17 protein-coding genes are annotated in these 19,057 nt (G+C 72.5%); 8 read left to right on the top strand and 9 right to left on the bottom strand.

Annotated elements, in window-relative coordinates; translation table 11 throughout:
* Positions 1 to 207: 207 nt before the first annotated feature.
* Entirely contained in the window at positions 208 to 1,992 is a 1,785-nt protein-coding gene (locus CXR44_RS41570) for a S8 family serine peptidase (RefSeq protein ID WP_101783604.1), read from the top strand.
* A gap of 68 nt (positions 1,993 to 2,060) precedes the next feature.
* Here CXR44_RS41570 and CXR44_RS04490 read toward each other — a convergent pair whose 3' ends face one another.
* Positions 2,061 to 3,797 (bottom strand): glycerol-3-phosphate dehydrogenase/oxidase, encoded by a 1,737-nt coding sequence (locus CXR44_RS04490; RefSeq protein WP_101783603.1) that lies wholly within the window; start codon positions 3,795 to 3,797, stop codon positions 2,061 to 2,063.
* Between the two features lie 89 nt (positions 3,798 to 3,886).
* On the bottom strand, positions 3,887 to 4,657 hold the full coding sequence (locus CXR44_RS04485; protein ID WP_101784176.1) for a DeoR/GlpR family DNA-binding transcription regulator: 771 nt from the start codon (positions 4,655 to 4,657) through the stop codon (positions 3,887 to 3,889).
* Positions 4,658 to 4,788: 131 nt separating this feature from the next.
* Here CXR44_RS04485 and CXR44_RS04480 point away from each other — a divergent pair, with 131 nt between their 5' ends.
* Genes CXR44_RS04480 through CXR44_RS04465 form a run of 4 tightly spaced genes read left to right on the top strand, consistent with a single transcriptional unit; the run spans position 4,789 to position 8,556 of the window.
* Entirely contained in the window at positions 4,789 to 5,661 is an 873-nt protein-coding gene (locus tag CXR44_RS04480) for an SIS domain-containing protein (protein ID WP_219601673.1), read from the top strand.
* On the top strand, positions 5,658 to 6,791 hold the full coding sequence (gene nagA, locus CXR44_RS04475; RefSeq protein WP_101783601.1) for an N-acetylglucosamine-6-phosphate deacetylase: 1,134 nt from the start codon (positions 5,658 to 5,660) through the stop codon (positions 6,789 to 6,791). Before CXR44_RS04480 ends, nagA begins: the two co-directional genes overlap by 4 nt.
* Positions 6,791 to 7,699, top strand: coding sequence for a 1-phosphofructokinase family hexose kinase (locus CXR44_RS04470; protein WP_101783600.1), 909 nt, complete (start codon positions 6,791 to 6,793; stop codon positions 7,697 to 7,699). The genes nagA and CXR44_RS04470 overlap by 1 nt, the downstream gene beginning before the upstream one ends.
* A gap of 32 nt (positions 7,700 to 7,731) precedes the next feature.
* Positions 7,732 to 8,556: a class II fructose-bisphosphate aldolase gene (locus tag CXR44_RS04465; RefSeq protein WP_101783599.1), complete on the top strand. Its 825-nt coding sequence runs from the start codon at positions 7,732 to 7,734 to the stop codon at positions 8,554 to 8,556.
* Positions 8,557 to 8,605: 49 nt separating this feature from the next.
* Here CXR44_RS04465 and CXR44_RS04460 read toward each other — a convergent pair whose 3' ends face one another.
* Positions 8,606 to 9,598 (bottom strand): quinone oxidoreductase family protein, encoded by a 993-nt coding sequence (locus CXR44_RS04460; RefSeq protein WP_101783598.1) that lies wholly within the window; start codon positions 9,596 to 9,598, stop codon positions 8,606 to 8,608.
* 122 nt (positions 9,599 to 9,720) lie between these two features.
* On the opposite strand from CXR44_RS04460, the gene CXR44_RS04455 reads away from it, so the two are divergent.
* Positions 9,721 to 10,665, top strand: a complete 945-nt coding sequence (locus CXR44_RS04455) for a MerR family transcriptional regulator (RefSeq protein ID WP_101783597.1) — start codon at positions 9,721 to 9,723, stop codon at positions 10,663 to 10,665.
* Positions 10,666 to 10,775: 110 nt separating this feature from the next.
* Here CXR44_RS04455 and CXR44_RS04450 read toward each other — a convergent pair whose 3' ends face one another.
* The 3 genes from CXR44_RS04450 to guaB all read right to left on the bottom strand — a co-directional run bounded on the left by CXR44_RS04450 (position 10,776) and on the right by guaB (position 14,046).
* On the bottom strand, positions 10,776 to 11,138 hold the full coding sequence (locus tag CXR44_RS04450) for an arsenate reductase family protein (protein WP_101783596.1): 363 nt from the start codon (positions 11,136 to 11,138) through the stop codon (positions 10,776 to 10,778).
* 301 nt (positions 11,139 to 11,439) lie between these two features.
* A complete protein-coding gene (locus tag CXR44_RS04445; protein ID WP_180903181.1) occupies positions 11,440 to 12,561 on the bottom strand; it encodes a GuaB3 family IMP dehydrogenase-related protein in 1,122 nt (373 codons plus the stop codon).
* 3 nt (positions 12,562 to 12,564) lie between these two features.
* Positions 12,565 to 14,046, bottom strand: a complete 1,482-nt coding sequence (gene guaB, locus CXR44_RS04440) for an IMP dehydrogenase (protein ID WP_101783594.1) — start codon at positions 14,044 to 14,046, stop codon at positions 12,565 to 12,567.
* Positions 14,047 to 14,464: 418 nt separating this feature from the next.
* Here guaB and CXR44_RS04435 point away from each other — a divergent pair, with 418 nt between their 5' ends.
* Together CXR44_RS04435 and CXR44_RS04430 are read left to right on the top strand one after the other, a co-directional pair.
* A complete protein-coding gene (locus CXR44_RS04435) occupies positions 14,465 to 15,478 on the top strand; it encodes a helix-turn-helix transcriptional regulator (protein ID WP_101783593.1) in 1,014 nt (337 codons plus the stop codon).
* A 36-nt stretch (positions 15,479 to 15,514) separates the two neighbouring features.
* Complete coding sequence (locus tag CXR44_RS04430) at positions 15,515 to 15,892, top strand: DUF5319 domain-containing protein (RefSeq protein WP_101783592.1); 378 nt, start codon at positions 15,515 to 15,517, stop codon at positions 15,890 to 15,892.
* Here CXR44_RS04430 and CXR44_RS04425 read toward each other — a convergent pair.
* The 3 genes from CXR44_RS04425 to groL all read right to left on the bottom strand — a co-directional run bounded on the left by CXR44_RS04425 (position 15,867) and on the right by groL (position 19,022).
* A complete protein-coding gene (locus CXR44_RS04425; RefSeq protein WP_101783591.1) occupies positions 15,867 to 16,259 on the bottom strand; it encodes a hypothetical protein in 393 nt (130 codons plus the stop codon). The genes CXR44_RS04430 and CXR44_RS04425 overlap by 26 nt on opposite strands.
* Entirely contained in the window at positions 16,256 to 16,891 is a 636-nt protein-coding gene (locus CXR44_RS04420; protein ID WP_101784175.1) for a sigma-70 family RNA polymerase sigma factor, read from the bottom strand. The genes CXR44_RS04425 and CXR44_RS04420 overlap by 4 nt, the downstream gene beginning before the upstream one ends.
* A gap of 511 nt (positions 16,892 to 17,402) precedes the next feature.
* Positions 17,403 to 19,022, bottom strand: a complete 1,620-nt coding sequence (gene groL, locus CXR44_RS04415) for a chaperonin GroEL (protein WP_101783590.1) — start codon at positions 19,020 to 19,022, stop codon at positions 17,403 to 17,405.
* Positions 19,023 to 19,057: the final 35 nt, after the last annotated feature.

Raw genomic sequence — 19,057 nt, 5'->3', positions numbered from 1 at the left:
CAGTGAGGCCGAGCTGCCATGTCATCGCCGCCGCCCCTCCCGGGGTCCGACCAGGGCGCAGTGAGCTCGACCGGGGTTCCGGGGTTGAGCCGGAGCACGTTACTACGGAGTACGTAGTCGCAATACGTGGGCCATACGTATGGTCGCGAGCCTGATTTGGGCTCATGTTTTCAGTGATCCCCGTCCGCCACCCCAGGAAGGGCTCACATGCGACCACGCACCCCCCTGTTCGCATTGGCCGTCGGCGCTCTGGCGTTGTTCGCGACGCCGCCCCCGGCCTCGGCCGCCTCGCAGGAGAGCCTGCGGGAGAGCGCCTACATCGTCCAGCTCGACGACAAGCTGCGCGCCGCGCCCAAGGCGACCGCCGAGGAGCACGTGAAGCGGTTGGGCGGCGAGCTCGTCGGCGTGTACGAGCACGCCTTCAAGGGCTACACGGCCCGGCTGACCGCGTCGGCCGCCGAGACGCTCAAGCGGGACCCGGGCGTGCTGTCCGTGGAACCGGACGCCGAGGTCGTGGCGTTCCCGCAGACGACCCCCACCGGCGTCAAGCGGATCTTCGGCCCGGACAACCCCAACCTCGACATCGACGGCACCGACGACGTCCGGATCGACGTGGACGTGGCCGTCATCGACACCGGCGTGGACTTCGACCACCCGGACCTCAACGTCGTCGCGCGGGCGAACTGCCAGTCCGGCTCGTGCACGGACAACTCCGGTGACGACGACAACGGCCACGGCACGCACGTCGCGGGCACCGTCGGCGCGATCGACAACGCCATCGGGCCCGTGGGCGTGGCGCCCGGCGCGCGCATCCATGCGGTGAAGGTGCTCAACTCGGCCGGCTCGGGCACGCTGGCGGGCATCGCCGCCGGGATCGACTGGGTCGCGGCCCGCTCGTCCACGATCGAGGTGGCGAACCTCAGCCTCGGCTGCGACGGCTGCTCCAGCAGCGCGATCAGCAACGCCATCACGACCGCGACGAACCGCGGCGTCGTGATCGTCGTCGCCGCCGGCAACAGCAGCAAGGACGCCGCGACGTTCTTCCCGGCCAACCACGCCGACGTGGTCACCGTCTCGGCGGTGACCGACATCGACGGCCTGCCCGGTGGTCAGGGCGGCAACACGCTGTCGTGCCGCAGCGAGCGCGACCAGGACGACACGCTGGCGTTCTTCTCCAACTTCGGCCGCACGATCGAGATCGCCGCGCCCGGCACCTGCATCTACTCGACGTGGATGAACGGTGGCTACAACACCATCAGCGGCACCTCGATGGCCAGCCCGCACGTCGCGGGCGCCGCCGGCGTGCTGACCTCCGGCGCGCACAAGCCGACGGACCGGGCGGGCGCGCTGGCCGTCCGGTCCGCCCTGGTCTCCACCGGCAACTCCGGCTGGACCGACGACTCGTCCGACGGCGTCAAGGAGCCGCTGCTCGACGTGCACGACGCCACCCGGTACCCGCCCGGCGGCGGTGGCGGCAACCGGCCGCCGACGGCGTCGTTCACCGCGTCGTGCACCCAGCTGGCCTGCTCGTTCAACGGGTCCGGCTCCACCGACTCCGACGGCACGATCGCCTCGTACGCCTGGGACTTCGGTGACGGCTCGACCGGCACCGGCGCCACGGCGACCCACACGTACGGCACGGCCGGCACCTACACCGTCAAGCTGACCGTGACCGACGACGACGGCGCGACCGCGTCCATCACCAAGCAGGTCAGCGCGGGCACGCCGGCGAACCAGCCGCCGACCGCGAACTTCACGCAGACCTGCCGGGTGATCTTCATCTGGCGCTACTGCGACTTCAACGGCTCGTCGTCGTCCGACCCGGACGGCACGATCAGCTCGTACGCCTGGAACTTCGGCGACGGCACGTCGGGCACCGGCGCCACGGTGACCCATTTCTACAGCTCGGGCGGCGCCAAGAGCGTCACCCTCACCGTCACCGACAACGGCGGCGCCACCGGCACGGTGACCAAGACCGTGACGGTGCCGTAGCACGTCCGTGCCTTGACAGGACCGCACCGGACCGCACCGGGCCGGGTGGCGACCGCCGCCCGGCCCGGTCAGCGGTTCGTGGGCGCGGCGACCGGCACGATCTCGGGGGCGCCGAGCCTGATCGCGTCGGCCTCCTGGTCGCTGTCCTGCTGCTGGGACAGCCGCTCGGCCTCCACCCGCTTGGTGTAGTACTCGACCTCGTGCTTGGTCTGCTCGCTGTCCCAGCCGAGCGGGCCGGCCATCAGCTCGGCCGCCTCCTGCGCCACGCCGAGGCCGCGGTGGAAGGTCTCGATCGAGATGTGCGTACGGCGGGTGAGCACGTCGTTGAGGTGCCTGGCGCCCTCGTGCGTCGCGGCGTAGACGATCTCGGCGCGGAGGTAGTCGTCGGCCCCGCTGAGCGGCCGGGCGAGCGAGCGGTCGGCCTCGATCAGCTGCAGCACCTCGTCGATCAGCGATCCGTACCTCTGCAGCAGGTGCTCGATCCGCGCCACGTGCAGCCCGGAGGTGTGGGCGAGGCGGTGCCGGGAGTTCCACAGGGCCTGGTGGCCCTCGGCGCCGGCCAGCGGGATCCGGTCGGTGCACGAGGGGGGAACGCGCTGGTCGAGCCCGTGGGCGACGGCGTCGACGGCGTCCTTGGCCATCACCCGGTAGGTCGTGTACTTGCCTCCGGCGATCATCACGAGCCCCGGCACCGGGTGGGCGACGACGTGCTCGCGTGACAGCTTGGAGGTCTCGTCGGACTCGCCCGACAGCAGCGGCCGCAGCCCGGCGTAGACGCCTTCGACGTCGTCGCGGGTCAGCGGCACCGACAGCACGGCGTTGACGTGGTCGAGCAGGTAGTCGATGTCCACCCGGGAGGCGGCCGGGTGCGCCTTGTCGAGCGTCCACTCGGTGTCGGTGGTGCCGATGATCCAGTGCCGGCCCCACGGGATGACGAACAGCACCGACTTCTCGGTGCGCAGGATGATGCCGGTGTAGGAGTGGATGCGGTCGCGCGGCACCACGAGGTGGATGCCCTTGGAGGCGCGTACGTGGATCTGGCCCCGCCCGCCGACGAGTTCCTGGATGTCGTCGGTCCACACGCCGGTGGCGTTGACCACCTGTCGCGCGCGCACCTCCATCTCGGTGCCGGACTCCAGGTCGCGCACCAGCACGCCGGTGACCCGCTCGCCCTCGCGCAGGAAGCCGACGGCCTGCGCGCGCGGCGCCACGTGCGCGCCGTAGGTGGCCGCGGTGCGCAGCATGGTCATCACGTAGCGGGCGTCGTCCACCTGCGCGTCCCAGTACTGGACCGCGCCGGTGAAGGCGGTCCTGCGCAGCGCGGGCGCCAGGCGCAGCGCCCGCCTGCGCGACAGGTGCCGGTGCCCCGGCACGCCGCGGGACAGCCCGGTGGCGTAGCCGAGCGTGTCGTACAGCGCCACCCCGGCGCCCACGTACGGCCGCTCCCAGCCGAGGTGCGTCATCGGGAACAGGAACGGCACCGGCCGCACCAGGTGCGGCGCGATCCGCTGCAGCAGCAGCGACCGCTCCCGCAGCGCCTCCTTGACCAGGTCGAAGTTGAGCTGCTCCAGGTAGCGCAGCCCGCCGTGGATCAGCTTGGACGACCTGGAGGAGGTGCCGGAGGCGAAGTCGCGCGCCTCCACCACGCCGACCTCCAGCCCGCGCGTGGCGGCGTCGAGGGCGGTGCCGGCGCCCACCACCCCGCCTCCCACGACCACCACGTCCAGTTCCTCGGCGCCCATGCGCGCCAGCGCCGCCGCCCGCTCGGCCGGCCCGAGCCGGGCCACGCCCCTTCCCGCCGTCATGAGTCCCCCTGGGGTACGGCCGTCATCCGTGTGCCTTCCCATACCTACCCGCTGGGCGCGGCGATGTACGCCCGGCGCGGTGGCGAGGGTCACGCCCGGACGACCTTGACGCCCGCGTCGGCGAGCCGGGCGGCCAGGTCGTCGGTGAGCCGGTCGTCGGTGACCAGCGTGTCGATCTCGCCGATGGGACAGATGCGGGAGAAGGCCCGCCTGCCCACCTTGGAGGAGTCGGCCACCGCCACCACGGTGCGGGCCCGGCTGATGAGCAGGTGGTTGACGCCCGCCTCGCCCTCGTGGTGCGCGGAGGCGCCCAGGTCGGCGTCGATCCCGTCGACGCCGAGGAACGCCACGTCCAGCGTCACCTGCTCCAGCACGCCGGTCGCCAGCGGGCCGATCAGCTCGTACGACTGCGGCCGGGCCACTCCCCCGGTCACCACGATCTTGACGTGCCGCCGAACCGTGAGCTCGGCGGCGATGTTGAGGGCGTTGGTGACGACCGTGAGGCCGGACTCCGGCGTGGCCTTGGCGGCCAGGGCGCGGGCCAGCTCGGAGGTGGTGGTGCCGCCGTTCATGCCGACCACGGCGCCGGGCTCGACGAGCTCGGCCGCGGCGGCGGCGATGCGCTGCTTCTCGTCGGCGTGCCGGGCCGTCTTGTAGCGCAGCGGCAGGTCGTAGCTGACGCTCTGGGCGACCGCGCCGCCGCGGGTGCGCATGAGCATCTGCTGCTGGGCGAGCTGGTCGAAGTCGCGGCGGATCGTCGCGGTGGAGACGTCGAGCGCCTGCGCGGCTTCCTCGACGGTCAGACGGCCCTCCTGGGAGAGCAGCTCCAGGATCCCGTTCCAGCGTTCGTATCGGGACACCACTGCCTCCCTGAGAGTGCGCTCCGTTGGCCGCAAGGGTGGCACACACGCACCGGCGTAGCCACCTCTGCACAATTCTGCTCTGTTCTGCTATAAAAAATACAGAAACAATCACGATGCAGGAGGTACCGGTGACCACCCACACCGAGGCGGAGATCGCCTCCCAGCCGGACTGCTGGCGCCGCGCGGTCGAGGACGTCCCGTCCGGCGTGCTGCCCGAGCCGGGCGAGCGGGTAGCGGTCGTCGGCTGCGGCACCTCCTGGTTCGTCGCCATGGCGTACGCGGCGCTGCGCGAGGCCGCCGGGCAGGGTGAGACCGACGCGTTCGCCGCCTCCGAGATGCCGGCCGGCCGCCGCTACGACCACGTGCTGGCGCTGACCCGCTCGGGCACCACCACCGAGGTGCTGGACCTGCTCCAGCGGGTCGGCGGCCGGACCACCGCCATCACCGCCGACCCCGAGACGCCGGTCATGCGGGCCGCCGGGCGGGTCGTCGTGCTCGACTACGCCGACGAGCGGTCGGTGGTGCAGACGAGGTTCGCCACCACCCAGCTCGCGCTGCTGCGCGCCAGCCTCGGCGAGGACCTAGGCCAGGCCGTCGCCGACGCCGAGCGCGCCGTCGCCGACCCGCTCGACACCGCCCTCGTCGAGGCGGAGCAGATCACCTTCCTCGGCTCCGGCTGGTCGGTCGGCCTCGCCCACGAGGCCGCGCTGAAGATGCGCGAGGCGTCCCGCTCCTGGACCGAGGCCTACCCGGCGATGGAGTACCGCCACGGCCCCATCAGCATCGCCGGGCCCGGCCGCGTCACCTGGATGTTCGGCCAGGCGCCGGAGGGGCTGCGCGAGCAGGTCGAGGCGACCGGCGGCGCCTTCCGCCAGAGCGGCCTCGACCCGATGGCCGAGCTCGTCACGGCGCAGCGCGTCTCGGTGGCACGGGCGTTCGCCAGAGGCCTCAACCCTGACGAACCCCTCCACCTCACGCGATCTGTGATCCTCTCCTCATGAGCCTCACTCTCTCCGACGCCCGGATCGTGACCCCGGAGGGGACGCACGACGGGTGGCTGACCATCGAAGACGGCCGCATCACGCACGTCGGCCACGGCCCCGCCCCCCGCGACGGCCACAGCCTCGGCGGCCGCTACGTCGCGCCCGGGTTCGTCGACATCCACAACCACGGCGGGGCGGGCGGCTCGTTCCCGGCCGGCGACCACGACGGGGCGCGCTCCGCCATCGCGCTGCACGAGCGCCACGGCACCACCACCATGGTGGCCAGCCTGGTCACGGCGGCTCTCGACGACCTCGAGACCGCCGCGTCGTCGCTCGCCGACCTGTGCGACGACGGCCTGCTCGCCGGCCTCCACTTCGAGGGCCCGTACATCGCCAGGGCCCGCTGCGGCGCGCACGACCCCGCGCTGCTGCGCGAGCCGTCGCCGCGCGAGTTCGAGCGGCTGGTCAAGGCCGGACGCGGCCACGTGCGCATGCTGACGATCGCGCCCGAGCTGCCGGGCGCGCTCGACACCGTCCGCGCGGCCCGCGAGCAGGGCGTGATCGCCGCCCTCGGCCACAGCGACGCCGGCTACGAGCAGACCCTGGCCGGCATCGAGGCGGGCGGCAGCGTCGCCACCCACCTGTTCAACGCGATGCCGCCGCTCGGCCACCGTGCTCCCGGCCCGGTCGCCGCGCTGCTGGAGGACGACCGGGTCACCGTCGAGCTGGTCAACGACGGGGTGCACGTGCACCCGGCGATGCTGCGCCTGGCCGTCAGGGCCGCGGGCCCCGGCCGGACGGCGCTGATCACCGACGCGATGGCCGCCACCGGCATGGGCGACGGCTCGTACGTGCTCGGCACGATGCGGGTGGACGTGGCCGGCGGCGTCGCCCGCCTGGCCGAGGGCGGCTCGATCGCGGGCAGCACGCTGACCATGGACGTCGCGGTGCGCCGTGCCGTGCGCGACGTCGGCCTGTCACTGCCCGAGGCGGTCCGGGCGGCCTCGCTCACGCCCGCCCGGGTGCTCGGCCTGGACGGCGAGATCGGCTCGATCGCCGCGGGCAAGGCGGCCGACCTCGTCGTGCTCTCCGGCGACCTGGAGGTCGCCGGCGTGATGAAGCGCGGCCGCTGGACCGTGGAGCCCTGATGATCCTCACCGTGACGCTCAACGCCGCCCTCGACGTCACCTACGAGGTGCCGGTCGTCGACTGGGACGGGGTCAACCGGGTCCGCTCGGTGCACCGGCGGGCCGGCGGCAAGGGCGTCAACGTGGCCCGCGTCCTGCGCGGGCTCGGCCAGGAGGTGCTGGTCACCGGCCTGGCCGGCGGGCCGACCGGCCGGGCCGTGGAGGAGGATCTCGAAGCCGCGGGTCTGCCCGGCGCACTGGTGCGGATCGCCGGCGACTCGCGCACGACGCTGGCCGTCTCCGGCGGCGCCGAGGGCGCGACGGCGCTGTTCAACGAGCCCGGCCCCGAGGTCACTCCGGCCGAGCTGCGCGACTTCGTCCGGGTGTACGAGGGGCTGCTCGCCCGGGCCGACGCTGTCGTCATCTCCGGCAGCCTGCCCCGGGGCGTCCCGGCCGACACCTACGCGCGCCTCGCCGCCCTCGCCGCCGAGCGGCGGGTGCCCGCCGTCGTCGACGCCGACGGCGAACCACTGCTGCACGCCCCGGCCGGCCGGCCCGCGATCGTCAAGCCGAACGCCGACGAGCTGGCCCGTGCCGTGCCCCACGGAGACCCGGCCGAGGGGGCCGAGCAGCTGCGGGCCCGGGGCGCCGAGTCCGTGGTCGTCTCGCTCGGCGCCGACGGGCTGCTGGCGGTCACGCCCGAGGGGACGTTCCGGGCACGCATGCCGTACCGGGTGGAGGGCAACCCGACGGGCGCGGGCGACTCGCTGGTCGCGGGCCTCGCGCTCGGCCTGGTGGAGGGAACGGCGTGGCCGGAGCGACTGCGGCGGGCGGCGGCGCTCGGCGCGGCGGCCGTGGCCGCGCCCGTCGCGGGCGACTTCGACGCCGGCGTCTACGCCCACGTGCACCCGCGCATCGACGTCAGCTGAACCCGTGACCAAGACAGCAGAAGGAGCCCGACATGCCCCTCGCCTCGATCAGTGAGATCGTCCGCGCCTCACCCGCCGGCGTCGGCGCGTTCAACGTGATCCAGCTCGAACACGCCACCGCGATCGTCGCCGGCGCCGAGGCGGCCGGCCTGCCGGTGGTGCTGCAGATCAGCGAGAACTGCGTCCGCTACCACGGCGCGCTGGAGCCGGTCGCGCTGGCCGCCCTCGCGGTCGCCCGGCGGGCCGAGGTGCCGGTGGCCGTGCACCTCGACCACGCCACCGACCGGGCGCTCGTGGAGGAGGCGGTGGAGCTGGGGCTGGGCTCGGTGATGTTCGACGCCTCGGCGCTGCCCGACGACGCGAACGTGGCCGCCACGGCCGACGTCACCGCCTGGTGCCACGAGCGCGGCGTGTGGGTGGAGGCCGAGCTGGGCGAGGTCGGCGGCAAGGACGGCGTGCACGCGCCCGGCGCGCGCACCAAGCCGCACGAGGCCGCCGCGTACGTGGCCCGCACCGGCGTGGACGCGCTGGCCGTGGCGGTGGGCACGTCCCACGCGATGACCACCAAGGACGCCGTGCTCGACCTGGCGCTCATCGCGGAGCTGCGGGCGGCCGTCCCGGTGCCGCTGGTGCTGCACGGCTCCTCCGGCGTGCCCGACGACACGCTGCGCGACGCCGTACGGCAGGGCATGAAGAAGATCAACATCGCCACGCACCTGAACAAGGCGTTCACCGGAGCGGTCCGCGACTACCTGGAGCGTGACCCGAAGGTGGTGGACTCGCGCAAGTACCTCAAGGCCGGTCGCGACGCGGTCGCCCGCGAGGTGACCCACCTGCTGCGCGTGCTCGCCGGCTGACCCACGCCGACGTCGAGCCCGGCGCCGCGACGGGGGAGCGTCACCGCCGTCAGGCTCTGACGGCCAGCACCGTCTTGGGCGGGGCGGAACGGTTCTCGAGGGCCCGATGAACCTCGGCCACGTCGTCCAGCGGGACCACCGACGGGGCCGGCTCGCGAAGGACACCGCGGTGCGTCAGGCCGACTACGGCCGACAGCGCCGTCCGGACCTGGTGCGGCACGAGGTGTGCGACTCCGCCCAGGCTGAACCCCATGACCTGCCGAGTGCCGTAGAAGGCCGCGTCGCCCGACAGCGCGCGATCCTGGCCGCTGGCGTTGCCGAGCACGAGGAGGCGGCCGAAGGGGGCGAGCCGTTCGAACGCCTGTGCGCGCAGTTCGCCGCCGACCGGGTCGATGACGACATCCACGCCGCGGCCGTCGGTCAACGCGTCGAGGGCCGGGATGAGGTCGGCTCCGACGATCACGTCGGTGCACGCGTCGGCTGCGGATGCGCGTTTGGCCTCACTGCCCACGACACCGATCACGCGGCGGGCCGGATGCACGGCGGCCAGGCGGCTGAGGACACCGCCGAGTCCGCCGCTCGCCCCCAGCACCAGGACGTCGTCGTCGACCCGGAGGCGGGCGAGGTCGTGCAGGGCCATCCAGGCGGTGACGCCGTTGACCAGGACACCCGCAATCCGCGCGAGGTCGGCGTCCTCGGGAAGGGGGATCGCCATCGAGGCGTGGGCGACAGCGATCTCGGCGTAGCCGCCGGCTCGGGCGCCTCGGCCGAAGTCGTTGAGCAGCGCGCCGACCGGTTGCCCCACCGCGAATCCGGTCACCCCCGCACCCAGTTCGCGGACGCGCCCGGTGACCTCGATCCCCGGGACGAACGGCGTGGGCAAGCCGAATGCGCCGGCGCGGAACAGGGTGTCGACGAAGCCCACACCGGCGAACTGCACCTCGATCGACAGTTCACCCTCGGCAGGGGCCGCATCAGGGACCTCGGCGATCTCAAGGGACTCCGCCGGGCCCGGCGTCTTGACGGTGGCGGCGCGCATCATGCTCGCCCCCTTGTTTCACGAAGATCAGCCATGCTGCGTTGCAACGCGGACCGAATCACGACGATTCCCTGCCGCGGACACGCCCTTGCGCCTCCACCGAGGGGAGGCGCGAGAGTGAGGCCATGCACGGCGACACGCTTCACACGATCGGCGACCTTGCCCGGCGCACCGGGCTGACGGTCAAGACCATCCGGTTCTACTCCGACCGCGGGATCGTGCCGCCCGCCTGCCGCAACGCGGCCGGCCACCGCCTGTACGGCCCCGACGCGGTCGCCCGCCTCGACCTCGTACGGACCCTGCGCGAGCTGGGCCTCGACCTGCCGACGATCCGCGGGATCGCGGACCGGGAGGTCTCCCTCGCCGAGGTCGCCGCGGCGCACGCCGAGGCCCTGGCCGTGCAGATCCGCGCCCTGCGCCTGCGCCGCGCCGTCCTGACGACCGTGGCCGGACGCGGATCCACCCCTGAGGAGACGGAGCTCATGCACAAGCTGGCCACCCTGTCGGCGGACGAACGCCGCCGCCTGATCAGCGACTTCCTCGACGCCGCCCTCGACACCGGCACCGACCCGGCGCTGCGCGGCATCGCCCCGTCGCTCACCCCCGAACTTCCCGACGACCCCGAGCCCGCCCAGGTCGAAGCCTGGATCGAGCTGGCCGAGCTGACCCGCGACACGGGCTTCCGGTCCGCCCTCCGCGACCTCGCCGCCCGGCACCGGGCCGACCGGCCCCCGGCCGGCGCGGTGCCCGCCACCCCTCCGCGGCGTGACGCCGCCGCCCTGGCCCGCGACCACGCGACCCCCGCCCTGGCGGCGGGCGTCGAACCTGCCTCGCCGCAGGCCGACGCGGTCGTCGCGGCGCTCACCGCGCAGTACGCGCGCACCCTCGGCCGTCCCGACGACGACGCTCTGCGCCGCCGCCTGGCCGACCATCTGGAGTCCGCGAACGACCCCCGCCGGGAGCGCTACCTGCATCTCCTGGCGATCGTCAACGGCTGGCCGCCTCCGGAGAACCTCGCCCCGGCCCTCGGCTGGGCCGTCGAGGCCCTGCGCGCCCGCCTCTCGCCCTAGCCGACCCCGGCGCGCAGGCAGGCGTGACGCTCCCGCCGCGCCTCCCGGGCCGTGTGCACGCCCGGCGTCACACTCCCGCAGCGCCTCCGGCCCATGCGCACGCCTGGCGTCTACCCAGGCGGGAGCACCGACCGGACCGCGTCCTCGCTCCGCCCGACGACGGCCCGCCCGTCGTCGGCGGTGATGATCGGTCGCTGGATGAGGACCGGGTGGGCGGCCAGCGCCGCGATCCAGCGGTCTCGACCCTCGGCCGTACGCGGCCAGCCCGCCAGGCCCAGCTCGGCGGCGACGGGCTCCCCCGTACGGGTGATGTCCCACGGTTCGAGCCCCAGCCGGGCCAGCACGTCCCGCAGCTCCTGCTCACCGGGCGGGTCGTCGAGGTAACGGCGGACGGTGTAGTCGGCGTTCTCGGCGTCCAGCACGGACAGCGCCGACCGGCACTTGGAGCAGTCAGGGTTGATCCAGATCTCCATACGGCATTCCTCGGGAACTCGAACGGATTCCGGAACGGCACGATACGGGATGCCGCCGTCGCGGAGCCTCACCCGTCGTGCACGGGGTGATGGCGCGTTCGCCGGGCGTCCGGGCCCCGGCGACTCATGGCCGGTGCGGCAGCTCTCACAGGTGGAGGGCGGTCCGGTTCGGGGAGACGGTACACCAGGCGGCCCCGCGGCTGGAGGAGATCCCGCGACGGGGAAGCGGATCGGGGCGGGCGGCGACCGGCCCGCCGCCGACCGGGCAGGGGCGGGCAGACGGGCGGACCGGTGCCGGGTGTCAGCGCTGGATGGGCGCGACCACGACCTCGACGCGCTGGAACTCCTTGATGTCGGAGTATCCGGTGGAGGCCATGGTGCGCTTCAGCGCGCCCATGAGGTTCATCGAGCCGTCGGCGACGCTCGACGGGCCGTGCAGGATCTGCTCCAGCGTGCCGACCGTGCCGAACCTGACCCGGCGACCGCGCGGCAGGTCGGGGTGGTGCGCCTCGGAGCCCCAGTGGTGACCGTGGCCGGGAGCCTCGACCGCGCGGGCCAGCGGCGAGCCGACCATGACGGCGTCGGCGCCGCAGGCGATGGCCTTGGCGATGTCGCCCGAGGTGCCCATGCCGCCGTCGGCGATGACGTGGACGTAGCGGCCGCCCGACTCGTCGAGGTAGTCGCGGCGGGCCGCGGCCACGTCGGAGATCGCGGTGGCCATGGGCACGGCCACGCCGAGGACGTTGCGGGTGGTGTGGGAGGCGCCGCCGCCGAAGCCGACCAGCACGCCCGCCGCGCCGGTGCGCATGAGGTGCAGGGCCGCCGTGTACGTGGCGCACCCGCCCACGATGACCGGCACGTCCAGCTCGTAGATGAACTGCTTGAGGTTGAGCGGCTCGGCCCGGCTGGAGACGTGCTCGGCGGAGACCGTGGTGCCGCGGATGACGAAGATGTCGACGCCCGCGTCGATCACGGCCTTGTGGTACTGGACGGTGCGCTGCGGCGACAGGCGGACCGCGGTGGTGACGCCGGAGGCCCGGATCTCCTCGATGCGGCGGCCGATCAGCTCTTCCTTGATCGGCGCGGTGTAGATCTCCTGCAGGCGCCGGGTGGCGGCCTCGGCCTCCAGCTCGGCGCACTCCTCCAGCAGCGGCCGCGGGTCTTCGTACCTCGTCCACAGACCTTCGAGGTCGAGCGGCGCGAGGCCGCCGAGCCGCCCGATCTCGATGGCGGTGGCGGGTGAGACGACGCTGTCCATGGGCGCGACGACGACGGGCAGCTCGAACCGGTAGGCGTCGATCTGCCAGGCGATCGAGACCTCCTCCGGGTCACGGGTGCGCCGCGAGGGGACGAGGCCGATCTCGTCCAGCGCGTAGGCCCGGCGACCCGTCTTCCCCCGGCCGATCTCCACCTGCTGAGTCATGTATTACCTTCTGTGATAGTTCGGGGCTTCCACGGTCATCTGGATGTCGTGGGGGTGGCTCTCCTTCAGCCCCGCCGACGTGATCGGCATGAGCTGGCAGTCGGTGTGCATCTGCTCGATGGTGCGGCAGCCGGAGTACCACATGCCCTGGCGCAGCCCGCCGACGAGCTGGTGCGCGACGGCCGCGACCGGACCGCGGTAGGGCACCTGGCCCTCGATGCCCTCGGGGATGTACTTGTCCTCGCCGCCGACGTCGGCCTGGGCGTAGCGGTCCTTGCTGAACGAGGCGCCGCCGCGCTCGCGGTTGCGCACGGCCCCGAGCGAGCCCATGCCCCGGTAGGACTTGAACTGCTTGCCGTTGATGAAGATCAGCTCGCCGGGCGACTCCTCGCAGCCCGCCAGCAGCGACCCGAGCATGACGGTGTCGGCGCCCGCGGCGATGGCCTTGACGATGTCGCCGGAGTACTGCAGGCCGCCGTCACCGACGACCGGCACCCCGGCGGGCGCGCAGGCCAGCGACGCCTCGTGGATGGCCGTCACCTGCGGCGCGCCCACCCCGGCCACCACGCGGGTGGTGCAGATGGAGCCGGGGCCCACGCCGACCTTGACCGCGTCGGCGCCCGCGTCGACCAGCATCTGGGCGCCCGCCCTGGTCGCGATGTTGCCGCCGATGACGTCGACCTTGCTGTTGGCCTTGACCTTGGCGATCATGTCGGCCAGGCCCTTGGAGTGGCCGTGGGCGACGTCTACGACGACGACGTCGACGCCCGCCTCGATCAGCGCCTTGGCGCGCAGCTCGGCGTCCCCGCCGACGCCGACGGCCGCGCCGACCACCAGGCGGCCGTCGGAGTCCTTGGTGGCGAGGGGGTACTGCTCGCTCTTGGTGAAGTCCTTGACCGTGATCAGGCCGCGCAGCCGACCGTCGGGGTCCACCAGCGGAAGCTTCTCGATCTTGTTCTTGCGCAGCAGCGTGAACGCCTCGTCGCGCGAGACCCCCACCGGCGCGGTGACCAGCGGCATGGGAGTCATGACCTCGCGCACCGGGCGGGAGTGGTCGTTCTCGAAGCGCATGTCGCGGTTGGTCACGATGCCGACGAGGGTGCCGTCGACGGCGGTCACCGGCACCCCGGAGATCCGGTAGGTGGCGCACAGCCGCTCGACGTCGGCCAGCGTGTCGTCGGGGCTGCAGGTCACCGGGTTGGTGACCATGCCGGCCTCGGACCGCTTGACCAGGTCGACCTGCTGGGCCTGCTCGTCGATCGACAGGTTGCGGTGCAGGATGCCGATGCCGCCCTGGCGCGCCATGGAGACGGCCATGCGGGCCTCGGTGACGGTGTCCATGGCCGCCGAGACCAGCGGGATGGACAGCGTGATGCCCCGCGACAGCCTGGTGCGCGTGTCCGCCTCACCGGGTTGCAGGTCCGAATACGCGGGCACCAGCAGCACGTCGTCGAACGTCAGACCTGTCTCGGTGAACTTGGACATGCTGCGGCCCCCTCCTGCCGTTGCGCTTATCGCAGTCAAGTCTAGGGCCTGGCTCCAAACAGCACCGATGCCGGGAGGACGATGACCCCCACGGCCCGTCGTACTCCCGGCATCGAAAGGGCCGGGGGACGGGACGGTCGGTGATCCGTCCCGTCCCCCGGCCACCGGCATCCGGGCGCGCGAGCGCGTGGCGCCACCGAACCCCCCTCCGCGTCCTGATGGCTCCGCACAGCCCGCAGCCCGGTGTTGCCGACTCTCCACCCAGCGTGAAGGACCTCCGCGCGGGACGGCAATGTGCAAACCTGCAACTGCACGAAGTTGCAGAGACCGTCCGCGAGTCGGCGTAAGGTGCGGACAGGTGCCGATCGCCGCGTTATCCTCGCGACACGCCCGTGTCCCCCGTACGGAGCCCCCCGAGATGCGCAACGAGTCACCCCACGTGTCGTCACCCTTCGAGACGCTGGGCCTCGATCCGGCTCAGTCGGCCCTCTACACCGCCGTGCTGCGCCTGCACCGGGCCACGCTGGCGGAGGTGGCCGAGGCCATGGGCGGCCCGGCCGACACGGTGAGCAGACAGCTCGACGACCTGGTCAAGCTGGGCGTGGTGGACGAGCAGTCGGGCGAGTATCTCGCCCGGCACCCGGCCGGCGCGCTGGGCCGCCTGATCGCCGAGCGGCTCGACCGGCTGGCCGAGGAGAGCCGGCGCATCGACTCGGCGCTCGGCTCGATCCGGGGCCTGATCCGCGACTACGACGCCGGACGCGACTACCAGAGCGGGCCGTTCCCGGTGGAGCTGGCCAGCGGGGCCGACGTGCTGTACGAGAGCGTGATCGGCATGGCCGTGCAGGCGCCGCCGATGACGCTGCTGACGGCCATCCCCGACGAGCGCACCATGGCCGACTTCGTCCGGAAGTTCGCCGACCCGTGGATCGACGCGCAGCAGCGCGGGCTGCTGAAGGTGCGCGCGATCATCCCGGTGGACACCCTGCCGCTGCCCGGCGTGCGCGACCAGGTCACCCGCCTGCGGGACACGGGCGGGCGGGTGCGGACGCTCGACCGGGTGCCGAGCTGGTTCATGACCGCCGGGCACGAGGCGGCCGGGCTGCCCGCGCTGTGGGGCGGCAACCTGCCCGACCACGCCTACAACTTCTATCTCGTACGCACCCCGATCGTGGTCGGCATGCTCGGCTCGCTGTTCGAGGAGCTGTGGGGCCGGGCCGTGCCCATGCCGTGGGAGGGCCGGGGCGACGGCGTCGTGCAGGTGCTCCGGCTCGCGGCCCAGGGCATGTGCGACGAGTCGATCGCCCGCCACCTCGGGGTCTCGGTGCGCACGGTCCGCGCGCGGTTCGCCGACGCGATGGCCAGGCTGGGCGCCCAGTCACGTTTCCACGCCGGGGTGGAGGCCGCCCGGCGCGGATGGCTCAGCCATTGAGCACCGCTGAGGCCGCATCGGTCATATGGTGGGAAGGTGTTGGAAGACGTCCCCCGCGATCCGTTCGCGGACGACCCGAACGACCCGTCGGCGGCGATGGGGGCGCTCGACGACGCCGAGCCGCTCACCGCGGCCGAGCGTGACGAGGCCATCACCGACCTCGCCGACGTCGAGGTCTTCCGCTCCCTGCTGGAGCCGCAGGGGGTGCTCGGCCTGGTGCTCGACTGCCCCGAATGCGGCGAGCAGCACTTCTTCGACTGGGAGCTGCTGCGCGGCAATCTCCGCCAGATGATCGAGAAGGGTCAGCCGCAGGTGCACGAGCCGGCCTTCCGGCCGGACCCCGCCGACTACGTCACCTGGGAGTACGCCAGGGGCTATGTCGACGGTGTCATCGACACCGAAGAACGCCACTGACCGCCGCCGTCGAGCCGGTGCCGGAGCCGCCCGCCGGGGCGCCGCCACCGGAGTCCGTGCCGCCGCCGAAGCCCTCACCATCGCTCACGACCCCGGCGCCGCCGTCCGGCGCCCCGGCGCCTCGCGGGATCTCGGCACCGTCCATGATCTCGGCACCATCCATGATCTCGGCACCGTCCGGAACTTCCGCGCCGCCCGAAGCCCCGGCGTAGGCCGGAATCCCGGCGGGATCCATCGGAGCGCCGGCGTCGGCGGAGACGTCGCCGAGCAGCGCGGCGAGCAGCCGGGCGGCGGGATCCGCGTCGCGCGGCGGCTCGCCGCGGGACAGCGCGTCAAGGAGTGCGTCGCTCTCCGCCTCCGGCGTCAAGCCGACTCCAGCTCGGCCATCTGCCGTAACCTCGCGAGCGCCCGGTGCTGGGCGACCCGGACCGCACCTGGTGACATGCCGAGTACATTACCGGTCTCCTCCGCCGAAAGCCCCGACACCACCCGCAACAGCAGCAACTCGCGCTGGTTGTCCGGGAGCCGGGCGAGCAGCCTGCGGGCGTGCTCGACCTCGATGTAGCGGACCACGGTCTCCTCGGGCCCCGGCCCGTCGTCGGGACCGTCGGGCAGGTCCTGGGTCGGCACGGCCGAGCGGACCGAGCTGCGCAGCGCGTCGGCCACCTTGTGCGAGGCGATCCCGAACACGAACGAGGCGAACGGACGGCCCATGTCACGGTAACGGGGCAGCGCGGACAGCACCGCGATGCAGACCTCCTGGGCCACGTCATCGGCAATGTGATATTGCCCGGAAACCCTCCCCAGCCGGGCGCGGCAATACCGCACCACCATCGGACGCAACTCGGCCAGCAGGGATTCGATCGCACCGCGATCACCCTGTACGGCGAGACTCGTCAGTTCTCTAAGGTCGGAGTCATCCGTTCGTGCCGGAAGTCTCGACGCGAGCCTTACCCCAATTTTGGCGTCGGCGACGCTTCCCTCGCTCACGATAGGCATGATGCCCGTACTGGTCGTGCCTGTCGTCATCGCGAACGGCTACGGATTGGTCACATTGACGCGACGATAACGCGGAGTAATCGAGCGGCGACACTAAGCCTTTCATGACGGCACAATATTTCACCCATTAGGCGAAATGGCACGACATTTGTCAGCCGGGCCGACGCTTTGCTTACAGGGCGGGTTTACTCGGGATAAGTCACCATTCCATATCCTCTGCGGGGCCCAGAGGCATAGGTGCCACGTCACACAACATTGGCGGCGCGGCACGAGTTTGCGCGCGGGCGAGAACGCGCGTCAACCCGCGGCCGGTCAACCCGTGGCCGGTCAACCCGCGGCCGGTCAACCCGCGGCCGGGCACGTGCCCGTCCGCCTCCCGGCAGCGCGGCCCGGTCCGCCGCGACGAGGAACGGGTCCCTGGGGCGGACCCCGCAGGCCCTCACGCGCCGGCCGGGTGCGGAAACGCGAACAGCCCGCCCCGGAGCGGGACGGGCTGTGCGGTGGTGCTGGGTCAGTGGCCGTGACCGTGGCCGTGGCCCTGGCCGGCGGCCGGAGCCTCCTCCTCGGGCTTGTCGACCACGAGGGCCTCGGTCGTGAGCAGCATGCCCGCGATCGAGGCGGCGTTCTGCACCGCGGAGCGGGTGACCTTGACCGGGTCGATGACGCCCTGGCCGATGAGGTCGCCGTACTCGCCGGTCGCGGCGTTGAGGCCGTGACCGGCCTGCAGCTCGGCGACCTTGTGGGTGACCACGTAGCCCTCGAGACCGGCGTTCTCGGCGATCCAGCGGGCCGGCTCCACCAGCGCGCGGCGCACGACGCCGACGCCGGTCGCCTCGTCACCCGTGAGGCCGAGGTCGTCGAGCTCCTTGGAGACGTGGATCAGGGCCGAGCCACCGCCGGAGACGATGCCCTCCTCGATCGCGGCGCGCGTCGCGGAGATCGCGTCCTCGAGGCGGTGCTTCTTCTCCTTCAGCTCCACCTCGGTGGCGGCGCCGACGCGCAGCACGCAGACGCCGCCGGCGAGCTTGGCCAGGCGCTCCTGCAGCTTCTCGCGGTCCCAGTCGGAGTCGGACTGCTCGATGGCAATCTTGATCTCCTTGACGCGGTCCTCGATGGCCTGCGCGTCACCGGCGCCGTCGACGATGGTCGTGGCGTCCTTGGTGACGACGACGCGGCGGGCCTGGCCGAGCACCTCGAGACCGACGTTCTCCAGCTTGAGGCCGATCTCCTCGCTGACGACCTGGCCGCCGGTGAGGATGGCCATGTCCTGCAGCATCGCCTTGCGTCGGTCACCGAAGCCGGGCGCCTTGACGGCGACGGAGGTGAACGTGCCACGGATCTTGTTGGTGACCAGGACGGCCAGGGCCTCGCCCTCGACGTCCTCGGCGACCACGAGCAGCGGCTTCTTGGTCTGCGCGACCTTCTCGAGCAGCGGCAGGAAGTCGGCGATCGAGGAGATCTTGCCCTGGGTGAGCAGGATGTAGGCGTCCTCGAGGACGGACTCCATGCGCTCGGGGTCGGTGACCATGTAGGCCGACAGGTAGCCCTTGTCGAACTGGAGGCCCTCGGTGAACTCGAGCTCCATGCCCATGGCGTTGGACTCTTCGACCGTCAGGACGCCGTCCTTGCCGACCTTGTCGAACGCCTCGGCGATCAGGTCGCCGATCTTGGCGTCCTGGGCGGAGATGGTCGCGACGTTCGCGATCTCCTTCTTGTCCTCGACCGGGCGGGCGCTGGCGAGCAGCTTGTCGCTGATCTCCTTGGCCGCCTTGTCGATGCCGCGCTTGAGCGACAGCGGCGAGGCGCCGGCCGCCACGTTGCGCAGGCCCTCACGGACCATGGCCTGGGCCAGGACGGTCGCGGTGGTGGTGCCGTCACCCGCGATGTCGTTGGTCTTGGTGGCCACTTCCTTGGCGAGCTGGGCGCCGAGGTTCTCGTAGCGCTCCTCCAGCTCGATCTCACGAGCGATGGTCACGCCGTCGTTCGTAATCGTCGGGGCACCGAACTTCTTGTCGATGACGACGTTGCGGCCACGCGGGCCGAGGGTAACCTTCACGGCATCCGCGAGGGCGTTGACGCCACGCTCGAGCGCGCGCCGGGCGTCCTCGTCGAACTCCAGGATCTTCGCCATTTTGCTGAAAGTCCTCTCCTGGTGTCGAAGGCCCC

This window comes from Nonomuraea indica, assembly GCF_002850745.1.
Taxonomy (GTDB): domain Bacteria; phylum Actinomycetota; class Actinomycetes; order Streptosporangiales; family Streptosporangiaceae; genus Nonomuraea; species Nonomuraea indica.
This window is presented reverse-complemented; position numbering and strand designations above follow the sequence as displayed.